At 68.3% G+C, this 14,567-nt stretch carries 12 protein-coding genes and 1 pseudogene; 6 read left to right on the forward strand and 7 right to left on the reverse strand.

All coding sequences use genetic code 11. The annotated features are described in order from the left end of the window. The first annotated feature begins 88 nt into the window (after window positions 1-88). Complete coding sequence (locus ACFV8T_RS00465; RefSeq protein WP_385322926.1) at window positions 89-1,327, forward strand: lanthionine synthetase LanC family protein; 1,239 nt, start codon at window positions 89-91, stop codon at window positions 1,325-1,327. Between the two features lie 262 nt (window positions 1,328-1,589). Then, a pseudogene (locus tag ACFV8T_RS00470) lies at window positions 1,590-1,817 on the forward strand (5-methyltetrahydropteroyltriglutamate--homocysteine methyltransferase); the annotation flags it as partial. 279 nt (window positions 1,818-2,096) lie between these two features. On the opposite strand, the gene ACFV8T_RS00475 reads toward ACFV8T_RS00470, so the two are convergent. The 3 genes from ACFV8T_RS00475 to ACFV8T_RS00485 form a co-directional block, all read right to left on the reverse strand. Continuing rightward, a complete protein-coding gene (locus ACFV8T_RS00475) occupies window positions 2,097-2,483 on the reverse strand; it encodes a DUF6009 family protein (protein WP_331748673.1) in 387 nt (128 codons plus the stop codon). Between the two features lie 126 nt (window positions 2,484-2,609). Beyond that, the gene (locus tag ACFV8T_RS00480) at window positions 2,610-4,178 is read right to left on the reverse strand and encodes a phage/plasmid primase, P4 family (RefSeq protein ID WP_385322927.1); all 1,569 of its coding nucleotides are present in this window, start codon (window positions 4,176-4,178) and stop codon (window positions 2,610-2,612) included. Then, a complete protein-coding gene (locus ACFV8T_RS00485; RefSeq protein ID WP_385322929.1) occupies window positions 4,175-5,251 on the reverse strand; it encodes a bifunctional DNA primase/polymerase in 1,077 nt (358 codons plus the stop codon). Before ACFV8T_RS00485 ends, ACFV8T_RS00480 begins: the two co-directional genes overlap by 4 nt. Before the next feature lie 889 nt (window positions 5,252-6,140). Between ACFV8T_RS00485 and ACFV8T_RS00490 the strand changes: the two genes are divergently transcribed. Next, window positions 6,141-6,392: a GFA family protein gene (locus ACFV8T_RS00490; protein ID WP_385322931.1), complete on the forward strand. Its 252-nt coding sequence runs from the start codon at window positions 6,141-6,143 to the stop codon at window positions 6,390-6,392. Window positions 6,393-6,700: 308 nt separating this feature from the next. Here ACFV8T_RS00490 and ACFV8T_RS00495 read toward each other — a convergent pair whose 3' ends face one another. Next, window positions 6,701-8,116: an amidase gene (locus ACFV8T_RS00495; RefSeq protein ID WP_385322932.1), complete on the reverse strand. Its 1,416-nt coding sequence runs from the start codon at window positions 8,114-8,116 to the stop codon at window positions 6,701-6,703. Window positions 8,117-8,243: 127 nt separating this feature from the next. On the opposite strand from ACFV8T_RS00495, the gene ACFV8T_RS00500 reads away from it, so the two are divergent. The 3 genes from ACFV8T_RS00500 to ACFV8T_RS00510 all read left to right on the forward strand — a co-directional run bounded on the left by ACFV8T_RS00500 (window position 8,244) and on the right by ACFV8T_RS00510 (window position 11,315). Further along, on the forward strand, window positions 8,244-8,894 hold the full coding sequence (locus ACFV8T_RS00500; protein WP_385322933.1) for a TetR/AcrR family transcriptional regulator: 651 nt from the start codon (window positions 8,244-8,246) through the stop codon (window positions 8,892-8,894). 175 nt (window positions 8,895-9,069) lie between these two features. Further along, entirely contained in the window at window positions 9,070-10,212 is a 1,143-nt protein-coding gene (locus ACFV8T_RS00505; protein WP_385322935.1) for a ParA family protein, read from the forward strand. Further along, window positions 10,209-11,315, forward strand: a complete 1,107-nt coding sequence (locus ACFV8T_RS00510) for a ParB/RepB/Spo0J family partition protein (RefSeq protein WP_385322937.1) — start codon at window positions 10,209-10,211, stop codon at window positions 11,313-11,315. The genes ACFV8T_RS00505 and ACFV8T_RS00510 overlap by 4 nt, the downstream gene beginning before the upstream one ends. Before the next feature lie 399 nt (window positions 11,316-11,714). On the opposite strand, the gene ACFV8T_RS00515 is transcribed toward ACFV8T_RS00510, so the two are convergent. The 3 genes from ACFV8T_RS00515 to ACFV8T_RS00525 form a co-directional block, all read right to left on the reverse strand. Then, a complete protein-coding gene (locus ACFV8T_RS00515) occupies window positions 11,715-13,214 on the reverse strand; it encodes an alpha/beta fold hydrolase (RefSeq protein ID WP_385322938.1) in 1,500 nt (499 codons plus the stop codon). A gap of 211 nt (window positions 13,215-13,425) precedes the next feature. After that, window positions 13,426-13,839, reverse strand: a complete 414-nt coding sequence (locus ACFV8T_RS00520) for a hypothetical protein (protein WP_331748658.1) — start codon at window positions 13,837-13,839, stop codon at window positions 13,426-13,428. A 45-nt stretch (window positions 13,840-13,884) separates the two neighbouring features. Further along, window positions 13,885-14,520 carry a hypothetical protein gene (locus tag ACFV8T_RS00525; RefSeq protein WP_385322940.1) on the reverse strand — a complete coding sequence of 212 codons (636 nt, stop codon included), beginning with the start codon at window positions 14,518-14,520 and terminating at the stop codon, window positions 13,885-13,887. Between the last annotated feature and the right edge of the window lie 47 nt (window positions 14,521-14,567).

A 14,567-nucleotide genomic window follows, 5' to 3' on the forward strand; every position in this document is an offset into this window, starting at 1 on the left:
CTGAGCCGGGCCGGACTCCGAAGCCCTGAGCTGACAGAGCTCAAAGGGACCCACTCCCACACCTCAACCTCTGTGGAACGCTGGGGCGATGATCCCTAATGCACCGAGCGACGCGGAGTCACTTGCCGTCGGAGCCCTGGAGTGGCTGCTGAGGGCTGCCCGGGACGTCGACAACGGCTCGGCCTGGCCGGACACCCTCGCCGACGACCAGGTCACACCGATTCTGTACAGCGGGACTTCGGGGGTGCTGCCAACCCTCCTCGACGCATGGCGGTACTTCGCCGACCACCGGTACGCGGACGCGGCCCTGCGCGGTGCCCGCAGCGTCGCTGACGCGGTCGAAGACTGGGAGAACAGCGGCCTCTACACGGGGGTGGCCGGAATGGCCGTCGCCCTGCGGGGTGTGCACCGTGTGCTCGGCGACACCGTGGCGGGGGCGTCCGCCGACCGTGCTCTGGACATCCTGCGGTCCCGTTACGACGGCGCAGGGTGGAACGACTGCTTCGAGCTGATCGTCGGCAACGCCGGCATAGCGCTCGCCGCACTGGAGTGCGGCGACCTCGACCTCGCCCAACTGGCCGTCAACCGCTACCTGCACACTGCCGAACCCACCACCGCCGGCGTCCAGTGGGAGATCCGGACCGGCGCGGTACCCCGCATGCACCACATGTCGCACGGCACCCTCGGCATCGTCTACGCGCTCGCCGCCGTCGGCCGGGCCGCCGACCGCCCCGACCTCGTCGACCTCGCACTGGCCGGCGCCGCCGATGTCGTCTCCCGCAACGAAGCCGGCCCGGATGGCTTCGTCGCGCACTCCGACCCGCAACAGCAACACGAGAAGATCGAACGCCATAACTACGGCTGGTGCCACGGCACGGCCGGCGACGCCCAGGTGTTCCGCCTCCTGAGCCACATCCTGCCCGACGATCCCGTCTGGCCCGCCCTCGTCGACCGCTGCTGGCGCACACTCGTCAACTCCGGTATCCCACGGCGGATCCGCCCCGGCTTCTGGGACAACAACGGCCGCTGCTGCGGCACCGCCGGCGTCCTCGCACTCGCATGCGACCGCCAGGTCGAACGCGGCGACGGCCACGACTTCGCCGACGTCCTCGTCGCCGACCTCGCGGCCCGCGCGACGACCGACGCCAACGGCATCCACTGGTCCAACGTCGAACACCGTGAAACGCCCAGTGACCTCCTCCCCGCCACCGGCTGGGCCATGGGCAACGCGGGCATCATCCGTGAGCTCCTGCGCCACGCCCGCATCACCGCGAACCGCGAACCGCGATACGCAGTCCCCTTCCCTGACCACCCGCCCACTGCCTGAGAGCCTGTTGCGGCTCCGTTCGCCGAACGGTCACCATGCCGTTCGGTGAACGCTCGCCCCCCAAAAAAACCCGGGCCTGTCGGCTTCGAAGCCGACGGCATGGCAACAGACATCCAGCTCGTTGGCAGTCACGTGCCGCCGGAGGGAGCCCCAGCAGGCCCGGCGCGGATCGGCCCGATCAGTGCCAGGCGGTCTTCACGCCGGGGGCGACCGGGGCCAGAAGGGCCTGCAGCGGGTCCATCTCTTCCGCATTGGCACCGATGTCGGCGTCATCGACCCGATCGACCCGAGGATCGAAACCCCCGACGAGGTACGTGATCGCGTCCGGCAAGCCGCCCGTCACATCCCCACCGACCAACTCGGCACCTGCGACGACGCCGGCTTCGCCCCCTGGGCCGACGACGCCTCGACCTCGCGGGAGACGGCCTTCGCCAAGATCGGAGCCCGCGTACAGGGCACCGAACTCGCCGCCCAGGCCCTCGGCCTGTAACCAGCCCGCGCACGAGCGGGCCTCCGGCCCGCGTCCCGCGTCGGTGTAGTGGCCCGGCATCGCGCCGTCGATGGCGGTGACCTGAGCCCGTACTGAGATCTGCGGTCTGGCTCGATAACCCGACTCCACGCGTCTCGCCCCAGCCGGTCCGCGCAGGTCAGTCGATCTGCTCGACACCGTGCGCCGACTGGGGCTCCTGTGCCCGGCGACGCGCTGGAGCCGTCCGCAACACCCTGTGCTGGGAGTCCGCGCGGGACCGCGCCCGGTCTCACCAAGGGTTCAGGTACCGGGGGCCGCTATCGCCGCGGCGGGGCCGCGTTGAGAGCGGGGGGTTTTGTCGCCCACGCGCTTGGGGGCGATGGTGCGGGGATCGACGGCTTCACCCGGGGCGCCTTCGTGGTACGGCCCGTCGGGGTTGGCGTCGCGGTCGTGCGGGAGAAGGAAGAAGACGCGGCGGAGCTGGAGGCCGCTGTCGGGGTCGGCTTCGGCTTGGGCGTCGAGTTCGGTGTAGCCGACCATGCGCCCGTCACGTTCGTAGCGGGGCTTGCCGCGGCGGCGGGCGGTCTTGTCGAGCGCCTGGCGTACGTAGTCGAGGTCGTCGGGGTTCTCCAGCCACACCACGGCGCTCTCGTGGCGGAGGTCGCTCTCGTTCAGCAGCGAGCTCATGGCTGCAGCCCCTTTTCGTTGTCGATGGCCAGTTGCGGGCCTGGGTGGATGTGGTGAGCACGATCCCTGGCGGGGGCACCGTACTCATGGTAAGCCGGGTTGGCGGATGCGTGTCGGGCGCTCCGGTCAGGCACGGCCGGCCTGCGGTTCGTCGTCGGTGAGAAGTCCGAGGCCGGGGTAGTACTTCTTGCCGCTGGACTTCATCATGTCGGCGGGTGAGGCGAGGGAGAGTTCCTGACGCACTCGGGTGGCGAAGGCGCGGGCGGTGGCGGGTCGGATGCCCTCACCGGCGCTGCACCAGCTGCTGTACGTGGCGTACAGCAGGCCTTGTTCGACGCGGAGGTCGGCCGGGCCACGTTCGGCGGCGCGGTCGCCGTTCTCGGTGGTGCAGCACTCGGTGAGAAAACGGCCGATGTGGTCTTCGGTGGTGGCGTAGGCCTCGGTGGCGATGCGGACGGTCGCGGGCCCGGCGAGAGGGTCGCGGGTGTCGAGGTAGTGCTGGGCACCTTCGATGAGCCACTGCAGAATGCCGGGGCCCTCGCTCTGGACGAGTTCCTTGGCCAGGTTGTCGATCTTGCGAGCGGCGGGTACGACGCGTTCGAAAGGGATCAGGCGGATCCTGCGCCAGAAGGCGTGGCCGCCGGTTCCGACTTCAGGGCGGTGGTTCCCGAGCAGCCAGAGTTTGTGGGTGGGGTTGAAGCTGAAGAAGTCCTGGCGCATGCGGCGGGCCATGATGCGGTCGCCGCCGGTCAGGAGCTTGACCCGGGATTCGTCGAACTTGTCGTTGGGTTTCAGTTCGGAGCACACGACGATGCGCCGGCCGTGTAGTTCGGTGAGTTCGGTGGAGTGCTCGGAGAACTTGCCCTTCTCCATGAGGAAGCCGGGCGGGGCGGCCTGGGCGTAGTCGCCGAGGATCTGGGTCATGACGTCGAGCAGCACGGACTTGCCGTTGGCGCCGGTGCCGTAGAGGAAGGGCAGGACCTGGGCTCCGACGTCGCCGGTGACGGAGTAGCCGAGGAGCAGGTGGAGGAAGTGGATGGTCTCCTCGCCCTTGGCGTCGTCGCCGAAGGTGTCGTGGAGGAAGCGGTGCCAGCGAGGGGTGGGCATCGTCTCGGGGGCGACGCTGGTGGCCCGGGAGTGCATGTCTGCTTCGGGGTCGGGCTTGTGGAGGTGGCCGGTATGGAGGTCGACGACGCCGGCCGGGGTGCACAGGGCGTAGGGGTCGCCGTCCAGGACGTCGGGGTCCAGAGCGAGTGCCGGGGAGGCTTTGGCCTGGGTGAGCATGGCCTTGATACCCGGGGTCGACATGGAGCGTCGGCGGTGGGAAGCGAGCTCGCGGTTGGTGAACTGGCCGGTCGGGTCAGTGGCGGGCATCTGCTCGGCCAGATCACCCGCCGCCCATACGGCGGCCTTCTCGCCTCCGGTGCGCTTCCAGCGGTACTGGTCCCAGTGGTACCAGCCAAGGCCTTCCACGTGGCGGAACTGGTCGCCGAACATCACCGCGAACAGCTTGGCGTTGCCCCGGTCGGTGAGCAGCCCGGGGAGCCGGCCCGACTGCGCCGATGGCTCGTGGACGGCCGTGGTGGCGGCCCTCTGCTGGGCCGGCAGGCTGGGGTGTTCCGCCTGGCCTTCGAGATCGAGCATCTGCTGCGCTGCGGCAGTGGCGTCGAAGCGCGGGCTGTCGGCGCTGCTCATGGGCGTCCTTTGAGATGGAGCGGCCGGCTTGCGCCGGCGGACAGGGCAGAGGTGATGACGGAAAGGCTGTGGCGGCTGCGATGCGGCCGAGCAGCGTCGGCGGCCGCGGTCAGCAGCTCGCGTGCCTGGCTGTCGGTGAGGTGGCCGGAGGCGATCAGGCCACCGGCGGTGTAGGCGGCTCGGTTGAGTTTCTCGGTGAAGGCGGTGCCCTCGGTGGCGGCCGCGCAGTCCAGCACCTGGCCGAGCAGCGGTTCCAGGAGCTGGTGGGCGCGCTGACCGGCTGGGCGCAGGGTACTGGGGCGTGGTGGCGGAAGCTGGGCGGGCCGGTGGTCGACCAGGTGGCCCGTGCGCTGGAGTTCGCCGGCGAGCCAGTCGGGCAGGAGGGCGGGAAGCCGGGCTGCGCCGACCGGGCCGTATGTGCCGGCGGAGGTGCGGGTGGCGGGGGTCACGATGTAGCCGCCGGTGGACCGGACATCGACCTGCCAGGCGAGGGCGGCCTTCGGGCTGGACCCCACGGAGGAGCGGTAGCGGGGGCCTTCAGGGGGTGTCCGGTACCAGACGTGCAATCCGCCCGACGGAGTTCGCACACGCAGGGTGGAGTCGTCGTCTGCTGGGCTTTGCCGGCTGCGGAGGGCGGCCAGCAGGGCGAGGGTGTCGAACCCCGAGGCAAGGCCTGCCAGGTTGACGCTCTCGTGGATCGGGATGCCGGGCAGGAGCCGGTTCCGGTCGGGAACTTCGGCGCTGTGGGCATCGATGTCGAGGACGACAAGGCCTGCCGGTCCGCAGGAGACTCCGACGCCAAGCGTGGGGTTCCTCCCCCACCAGGCGTCCAGGAGAGCAAGGTTCGTGGTCGCAGCGTGAAAGCCGTGGCACCACCGGCCTGCGGAATGGCAGGGACAGTCCTGAGGCCTGTGGGGCTCGTTGCGGCACGTCGGGCAGTTGGCGGCCGGGGTCTTACGGCCTGGCGCCAGCGGATGCACTGGCCAGCCGTTTCCGGCGCACCAGCGGGCAACGTCGTAGGGACTGGCGGTTCCCGTGGAGCGGGGAACGCTGGTCTCACTTTGACGCGGCACGCTGATCGTCCTTGCCGAGGAGCTAATAGCCTGTTCAGTCCCTTCGGCAAAAGACCAGGTCACAGCGCTGTTACCGTCAGGCAAGGGACCGAAGGGACTGAGTTTCCAATGAGGTCAGAGCCTACATCAGCGGTCTGGGCACGGGCGTAGCCGTTTCCCGACTTGGGTCCCTTCAGTCCCTTCGTCACCTGGGGAGTTGGGGCACCTGCTCCTTGGACAAGCAGCTGATCAGGTTGGCCGGCCGGGCGTGTCGGTCCTGGCTGGGCCGTGAGGGACTGAACAGGGACTGAGGGCCTGGGCGGCTTTGGGTCCCTGTTCAGTCCCTCACGGAAAAGCGCAGGTCACAAGGCTTTTGAGGCTCGGCCGAGGGACTGAAGGGACTGAAAGTCTCAGTTATGAACAGCTCACGATGAAAGAGCCTTCTCTTGCGCGTACGCATGTACGCACACGCGTAATGACTGGAACAGGGATTTTCAGTCCCTTCAGTCCCTTCAGTCCCCTGTCCAGGCCGCGCAGATGGCTCTGACCTGCGCTTTTGTCGAGGGACTGAAGGAGGGACTGAAGGAGGGACTGAAGAAGGGACTCAACGAGACCGATCTCCGTACGGGCCCGGTCCGGCGTCACAGGATCGGCTTGTGGCCGACGGGAGGAGTTCTCCGCCGCTGCCACCAGCCGGCGCAGGATCGTTGGTCGGGAGCGTCTGCCGGATGACCGACCACGTCGTTGTCCGGAACCGGCCCGGCAGCCGAGGCCCCGCCCGAGGCCGTTCACCGCTCGGGGTGAACATGGCCCCACCTACAGGCTCTGGAGTGCCGAACACCAGACCCGGATCCCGGTCCAGTAGCAAACTGACGCTCCCGACGTTTCGCTGCATCAGGGAGATGTTCGAATGACCGGACCGACCTCCGCGCCCGAACGACGGACGGGGCGCTGCCAGTGCGGCAACGTCGCTTACGAGGTGACCGGCGCTCCGGACGACCCCCATCTGTGCTCCTGCGAGCACTGCACGCTCCTCTCCGGCTCACCGGCGATGTCGTGGGTCGTTTTCCGCAAGGAGGAACTGACGTGGACCGGCTCCGGAGGCGAGCCGGCCTGGAGCCTGTTGGGCACAGCTTCCGCCAAGTCGCCGTACCGTGGATGACCATCACCCTCGCCCCCGATCCGCTTCGCCAATAGGGAGGCCCCGGCCGTTGCCCGGCGAACAGGAGCTGACCGCAGGAACGGCCGAGACATCCGAGAACGCCCGGAGAACGCCTGCGAAGCCGAGCGGCACCTGTGGTCGTCCCTCCGGGGTGTCTTGAGTTCGCTGGACGGTTGGTCGCCCTCGGACGGGCCGTCGAAGGCGCGAGGGCTTCGTGTGCCCGGGTGCCCTCGCCCCCGCACCGGGTCTGTGCGCAGCGAGGGCGAGAGTCTGAGCCCTTTATGGCTCAAGGACCGATCGGCCCGGCTTCACACCCGTGGGTCGACCGGTGTGAGCACCCCGAGTCGGTCCTCGATCGCCTGGGCCGCGTCCAGGCACAGGTCCTCCCGGAACGCGCGCCCGACGACCTGCACTCCGGAAGGGAGCCCATCGGCCATCCCGGTCGGTATGGCCACACCGGGTACGCCCACGAAGCTGGTGACGGTGCACAGGCGCATTCCCGACCCGACCCGATCCCTGCCCGCCCTGTCACGCGATTCCAGCCTCGGCTCGACAGGTGGCTCGGTGAAGACCGGGCCGAGCAACAGCGGGTATTCGTCGAGGAATTCGGCCCATGAGCGGCGAATGCTCATCCAGGTACCCATCAGCTTCATGAACTCGGCCGCGCTTACGGGCGGGGTCTGCTCCATCGCCATCTCGATAAAGCGGTCGCCGCCCTTGCCGAGCAGCCTGCGCACCATCGGCCAGTTCGGGGCGAACTCGGTCACGGTGATCCGGCCGTATGCCTCCAGGGCCTCGTCCATCCGCGGTACGTCTGCTACTTCGCGCACGTCGTATCCGGCGTCGCGGAGCGCGTCGGCCGCGGTGGAGACGGCTCGGCGGATCGTGGAGTGGACGCCGTGCCCGCCGGGGTCCACCACGACCGCGACCTTCACCGGCCCGGTGAGCGGTTCGCCGTAGGCAGGCACCGGCACGGCCCGTGGATCTCGCGGATCGGTTCCGGCCAGCACCTCGTAAGCAAGCCGAAGATCGCCCACGTTCCGGGCCATCGGGCCGTCGGTGACCAGGATCTGGGATGCCGGGCCGGGGTCGTCCGGGCCGAGAATACGGTGGTCGGCGGGGAACCGGCCCGTGGACGGCTTCAGCCCGGCCACGCCGCAGAACTGGGCCGGGATGCGAACCGACCCTCCAGAGTCGTTGCCGAGTCCGAGTGCCGCCATCCCCGTGGCGACGGCCACGGCGTCGCCCCCGCTGGTGCCGCCCGGAGTCCGGGTGCTGTCCCATGGGTTGACCGTGTCGCCGAACAGTTCGCTGCGCGTGTGCATCCCCGCCAGGATCAGGGTGGGGATGTTGCTGTGTCCGATGGGGATGGCCCCGGCCGCGCGCAGCCGGGCCACCGGGGGTGCGTCGGCCGATGCCACCAGATCGCGGAAGCGCTCCGTGCCGAACGTGGTCGGCACGCCTTCGATGGCGGTGCTCTCCTTCACCGTGAAGGGCACGCCCGCGAGCGGTCCCAGCGTTTCACCGGCGGCCCGTCGACGGTCCATCTGTGCCGCGGCCTCCCGCGCGCGCTCCGCCAGGAGTTGCGTGACCGCGTTCACCTGCGGATTGACCTCGGCGATGCGGTCCAGATGACTGTCGACCAGTTCGGCAGCCGAGACTTCTGCGCTGCGCACGGCCTCCGCCTGCGCGGAGGCCGACATCTTCCACAGAGCGTCCTGCATGGCTCTTCCTTCCTCATCCACGTACCAATGCGCTTGCATCGGAACCCTACCCCTGGAACCGATGCGTGCGCATCGAATAAAGTGCACTGCGAAGCGGAGTGCTGTGAAAACAAGGAGGCGACCGGGCATGCCCAAGCAGGTGGATCACGCGAGTCGACGCCGCCTCATCGCCGAGGCCGTGTGCGACCTCGCCGACGAACGCGGGCTGGAGGGCGTGACCCTTCGGGATGTCGCCGCCCGCGCGCAGGTGTCGATGGGTGCGGTTCAGCGGTGCTTCCGTACCAAGGAAGAGATGCTCGTGTTCGCTCTCGGGCACATCAGCGAGCGGGTCAACGAGCGTGTACGGGCCCGGCTCGTCAGGAGCCCGGCCCAGTCGGCGGGCACCGCCCTGGGCCACGCGGCCGCTGAAATCTCACTGCTCCGGGAAGAGCACCGAGCCGAGGCCAGGGTCTGGCTCGCCTTCGTCGCGCAGGCGGCTGTCAGCCAGGCGCTCGCAAAGACGCTCAAGGCGAACTACGTAACCCTGCAAGAGGCGTTCACCCACCTCATCTCGGAAGCCGGCGAGGACGCCGACTGCGCAGTTCCCCTCGATCCACGACTTGAGGCCCGCACCCTCCTCGCCCTCGCGGACGGCCTCACCACGCACGTCCTCATCGGCCACCTCACCCCGCAAGAGGCTCACAACGTCCTCCACGCGCACCTGGCCGGGCTCTGGGAGCGACCGGCCCGGCCTCCGCACGCCACCTCGAACCTCCCGAATCGTCCAGACGCACGCTGACTCAGCGTCCGCCATGACCGGCCGCGACTGCGGTGATTCCGGCTACGCCATGGGCGCCGATGATGTCCCGCGGAGGTGCTAACGCCGTTAGCACCTCCAACAGCTAACGCGAGATCAGCTGAAACCGTGCGATTCGTTGTCGCTTGAGTGGACTTCGCGGCAGTAAGCTGCCGCCATGTCATCTCTCAACACAGGAGGTGAGCGGGAGAAGCTGGTCTCCAAGCTGCCCGCATCCCTCCGACAGGCCCTCAAGGTCCGCGCGGCCCAGCTCTCCATCGATGTCCAGGATGCCGTCACCGCCGGTGTGCAGCTCTGGCAGTCTCAGAGTTCTCCACTCCCCCACATTGAGACAGCGGGTGCGGAATCCTTCGGTACCTGGCTTCCCGAAGGGCTTTACGACTCCTTCAAGGGCGACTGCCGCCAGCGAGGCGTCTCCTACATCCAAGGTCTTGCCCAGGTAGTGGCTCTGTGGTTGGAGCGGAACCCCGCCGGCGAAGACACCGCTTCCGTACGCCGGATCGTGGTGTGCAACCAGAAGGGGGGTGTCGGTAAGACGGCGGTGTCCGCCGGTGTCGCCCAGGCATTCGCCGAACGCGGCAGTCGCGTCCTCCTCGTTGACTATGACCCGCAAGGCCACCTCTCGCACCAGCTCGGCCTCAAGGCCATCCCAGCCGGTCAGGAAAGCCTCGTCACCCACATGCTCAACCGTGACGACACTCGGCAGTCCCTCATCGACCTCACCGTCGTCATACAGGGCGCCAAGTTCGGTGACCGGCTCCGTGTTCTGCCGGCAGCCTTCGACGCCTTCCTCCTCGACTCCGGACTCACCGTCTTCCGCGGCCCCCGCCACGCCGCTCTGGAACGTGCCCTGGCCTCCATCGAGGAACACTTCGACGTCATCGTCGTCGACTCTCCGCCCAGCCTCGGCCTGGCCATGGACGCAGGTCTCGTCTACGGCCGGCAGCGTGAGGGCGAGAAGCCCGGGGCCTCTGGACTCGTCATCCCCGTCGAAGCCGAAGACACTTCCGCCCAGGCCTACGGCATGCTCATCAACCAGGTCGGATCGCTGACACGGGACTACGACATCACCGTGGACCAACTCGGACTCGTCGTGAACAAGTACGACTCCCGACGCGGTTTCATCGCCACGTCCTCACTCGACAAGTGGAAGGCGCTCGGCAGCCCGCCTGTGCTGTCGGTCATCCCGGACGTCAAGGAACAGCGCGAAGCCGTTCGCATGCAACGCCCGCTCCTCGACTATGCCCCCGAATCCGACCAGGCCCACAGCATGCGGCAGATTGTCCGGGGGCTCGCATGAAGAAGTCAGACGCTCTCGGAGCATCCGCCACCTTCGATGCCGTCAGCCAACCCATCAGCAGCCGCGCCGCGTCCTTCGCCCGATATGCCGGACAGGGCGATGACCCTGCCCCGACCATTGGCGCCGAAGCCCAGATCACCTCACCGCGGCTGGCTGTCACACAGCTGTCCCACAACCCGTTCAACCCCCGGGAAGAACTCAGAGCCGTGGAGGACATGGCGGACAGCCTCACCGCGCGAGGCGTCATCCAGCCCCTCACCGTCGTGACCCGTGCCGCCTTCCTCAGCGCACACCCCGGGCACGACACCGAACTCGGTTCCGCTACGCACGTCGTCGTCGACGGAAACCGCCGCCTGGCCGGAGCCAAGCTGGCCGGCCTCGACGACGTGCCCGTCCATATCGACAACTCCCTCGCGGATAGCGCCGACACTCTCTTGGAGACGGCCCTCACTGCGGCCATCCAGCACGAAAGCCTCGATCCGCTGGACGAGGCCAAAGCGCTGGAACGCCTCGTGGAAGTCCACGGCTCGCAGCGTGCGGTCGCCCGTGCCCTTGGAAAGTCCAGCCCCTGGGTGACCCAGAGACTCGCACTGCTGAAGCTCACCCCCGACCTTCAGCAGGCCGTGGAAGACAAGAGCCTGCCCGTCGAGGTCGCCCGCAACGTCGGACGGCTGCCGCCACAGCAGCAACAGCGCGCAGCCGACGAAGCCCTGACGGCTCGTGCCGAACGTCAGCAGCGACGGCGCGGTCGGGGTGCTAACGCCGTTAGCACCCCGACGACCACTGAGCTGGTTACCGGTACTCCCCCGGCCACGGAACTGGTTACTGGTACTCCCCCGGCCACTGAGCCGGTTACTGGTACTCCCCCGGCTACGGAGCCGGTTACCGGTACTCCCCCGGCCACGGACGGGACCGAGCAGTCCAACGAGGCAGGGGCGACGAGCACCGATGTCGAGCTCCCCGCGCCCCGCAAGGCCGTAGTGAAGATGCCGTGGCTGGACGGGGAAAAGGTGGCCGACATCGTGATCGAAAAGATGGGGGAAAAGCAGCGGGAGGTCCTCCTGCAGAGACTGATCAAGGCGCGCACGGCTTCCGGGGCGTAGCGGAAGCGTCTGCACCACAGATGGGCGGGGCCGGATGAGTTCGGCCCCGCCCGTGCTTTGGCACCAACCGCAAGGCGCACGCGCATGGAGCTGATCGGAATCCTTGGGCACAACTCTCAGCCGAGGCGGTGAGCCCACCGGGACTGGCCTAGGCATCCTCACAGGATCTCCACCGCAACGCCGGAGGCTCCCATGCGTGTCCCTGACCGCCAAACCGGAGGGCACCTCCGGAAGTTCGTCAGGAGCGATCCTAAGCTCAGGCCCCTCATTCAGAACCTCACCACCTGAGCGCCCAGCGCCTGTCCGATCTGACGCGCATCTTCGAGGATGACGAAGCCCGGACAGAACGATCGGTGCGGAGGCGGGCGGCGCGGTCGGCCCGCCGCCGGGACTTCCGGGTCAGCCCTTCGGGTTGGTGAGGTAGGTGTCGATCACTCGCATTGCCTTCTCCGTCCCGCCTCTGCGATAGAGCCAGTGGCCCACGACGTCCATCGTGAACAGAGATGCCTTCGGGAAGGAGCGCGCCATGCGCTGCGCGCCCGGCAGCGGAGTCGCCAGGTCATGGGTGGCGTTGGCCACGAGGACGGGCGGGAGATCGCCCTTGGCTCGGGCGGGCCGGGACTTCGGCGGCATGGTCCAGCCCTGGCAGCCGAGGACGCTGTCCAGGGCCTGGGCGTTGTAGCGGACGTGCGGGGCGGCCTTCGCGACCCTCTTGCGGATGGCGAGGTACTGGGCGTAGTCGCGGATCCGGAAGTCGTAGTCCCGGCACAACACGAGTTGCGAGTCGGAATCTATGCCGACGGGGAACCAGTTGACCTCCCCCTTTCCCGTGTTAAGGGCGGCCAGCTGCCGTGCGGTGGCCTCCGGGCTCCCCTTGCCGAGTGCGAAGGTGAGGAAATTGGACAGCTGGTCGGCGTCGACCTTGGTCCGCGTCGGTCCATTCGGGCCCGGATCGCGGAGTGTGCCCGCGTCGGCGCGGGCGAACAGCTTGTCGGTGACAGCCACCAGGTCCTTGCCCTTGAGCGCGCAGGCCGTGTCCGTCTTGCACCAGGCCGCGAGCCGTTTCAGGGTGTTGTCGATGGTGACGCTGCCGTCGGTGAGGTAGCGCTCGGCGTTCGGCCGGTCCGGGTCCATCGCGCTGTCGAGGGCCAGCGCGCGAAGCCTGCTCGGGAACAGGCGTGCGTAACGTTCGCCGAGGAACGTGCCGTAGGAATGGCCGATGAAGCTGATCTCGGGTTCGCCGAGGGCGGCACGGATCGCGTCCATGTCGCGGGCCACGCTCTCGCCGTCCATATGGGCGGCGAGAGGCCCCGTCTTCTTCAGGCAGCTGTCCGCCAGCCGGCCGTTCAGGGTGCGCATCCGCTCGAACTCGGCCGCATTGCGGGGGCGGGCCGGGATCGAGCCGGTGATGGCCTCGTCGCACTCGGCGTTCTGGCTGCGGCCGATGCCGCGAGGGTCGAAGCCGATCATGTCGAAGCGCCGGAGCATGGCCGGGGAGTAGCCCTCGATGGGGTCGTCCGCGTACAGCGCGTCATCGGCACCGGCAGCCCCGGGGCCGCCCGGGTTGGACATCAGGACGCCGATCCGCCGTGCGGGGTCGGTGGCCCGGTAGCGGGCGACGAAGATGCCGATCTTCGGACCCTTCGGCTTCGCCCAGTCCAGCGGTACCTTGACCGTCGCGCACTGCGCCCTCGGGCTGGGATCGGGGTAGGGCGGCTCGGCCTTGGGGCAGGTGCCCCAACGGATCGGCGGGACAGCGGCGTTGGCATGGGACGGCTCCTGGGCGGCTGCCGCACCAGGGGCGCCCAGGGCCGCTGCGGAGGCGGACAGGGCCAGGAGTACGGAGACAACCCGCCGTCTTGCGTTCGGGTTCGGGTTCACACGCATGCTCGTGTTCATGCGCGTCACTGTTTCGGCCCCGTATGACGGCGCCTCCATGGGCACATGGTGAGAACGTAACAAGGAGCTCCGGCTGAGGTGCCACGGCCCAGCCGGCGACAGCGGCTGCCTCGCCGGCCGTCGCGTGTACCGGTATAGTGGGGCGCACAACTTGTTGTTCAGGCACAGAGGCCCCGTCATCTGCGATGACGGGGCCTCTGATTTTGCCGGGTCAGGCAATACGGAGGTCGGGGCGGCCCTCGGTCGGCGGTGCCGCTCGGTATTCCGGTAGGTGGATAGTCGGCAGTTTGCCGCTCTTCATCTCTTCGAGGGCGTACGCGAAGGCGGCTTCCATGTCCGTCACGCTCTCGTACTTGGCGGCGAGTGGGTGGAGTCGGTACCGGTTGCCCCCTCGGCCTTCGGCGCGGGAGCGCAGCACGAGGTTCAGCTCGAACAGCGGCTCCATCAGCGCGCTGACGGTGGGCGGTTTCACCTTGTACTCCACCGCCATCTCGCGCTGGCTCGGCAGTGCGCCACCGTTCTCGCTCCGGAAGACCAGGTACTGAAGGAACTTCACCGGGGCGGCACCGATGGGCAAGGCCCAGATGCGCTCAGCAACGAGGGGCGACATGACTGCAACGGCCATCGGTGCCTTCCTCCGTATCGAATCGGCTTGTCGTAGTAGCGGGCATCACCCTGTGCGCTTCCTTCTGACAGGCTCGGGCACTACGCCTTCCAGGTTAAGGTCCAGCGCTTCCTGGTGGTGGACCATCTCGGGACCAATGCTGTGCGGGAACGCGGTGGGGTCGTCGTCGTGGTCCGCGGCGATCTGCGCGAGCACATCGTGCTGGGCAGCGCTGTTGCCCTGGAACCAGAGCGTCACGTTGAGGCGGATCCGCCCGTTCCCCGCCGATTCCAGCCACTTGTATTCGCAGAGGGTTCGGACGGCGCGGTTGACGGTGGGCCTTGTGATCATCTTGGCGCCGGGCTTCTTGACCGCGAGCCCGTTCAGGCCGTCGGTGATCTCCTGCTGGGTGTACTCCGCGATCCCGGTGCCGGGCCTCTGTCCGCCCGCTACGTACAGGAACACGCACAGCTGGCTCTTCGTGATGCCGTTGGCGATGAAGAGCTGGGGCAGCAGCTGGGTGAACCAGTTGCTGGCGAGGCTGTAGCCGGCGCCTCCGGCAAAGCTGTGGATGGATCGAGGGTCGTTCTCGTATTCGAAGGTGACGCCCTTGAGCTTGGGCTTCCCTGTCCTCGCCGGTGTTGTCTCCTGGGCGGTCGCGCCGAGTTGCTCCCCCAGCAGGTTCAGGATGTCGTCGTACACAGTGTTGCTCTCCGGCGAGGACGCGGGAGAGGGAACTGCTCGTGGCC

This window comes from Streptomyces sp. NPDC059832 (assembly GCF_042731715.1).
GTDB lineage: Bacteria > Actinomycetota > Actinomycetes > Streptomycetales > Streptomycetaceae > Streptomyces.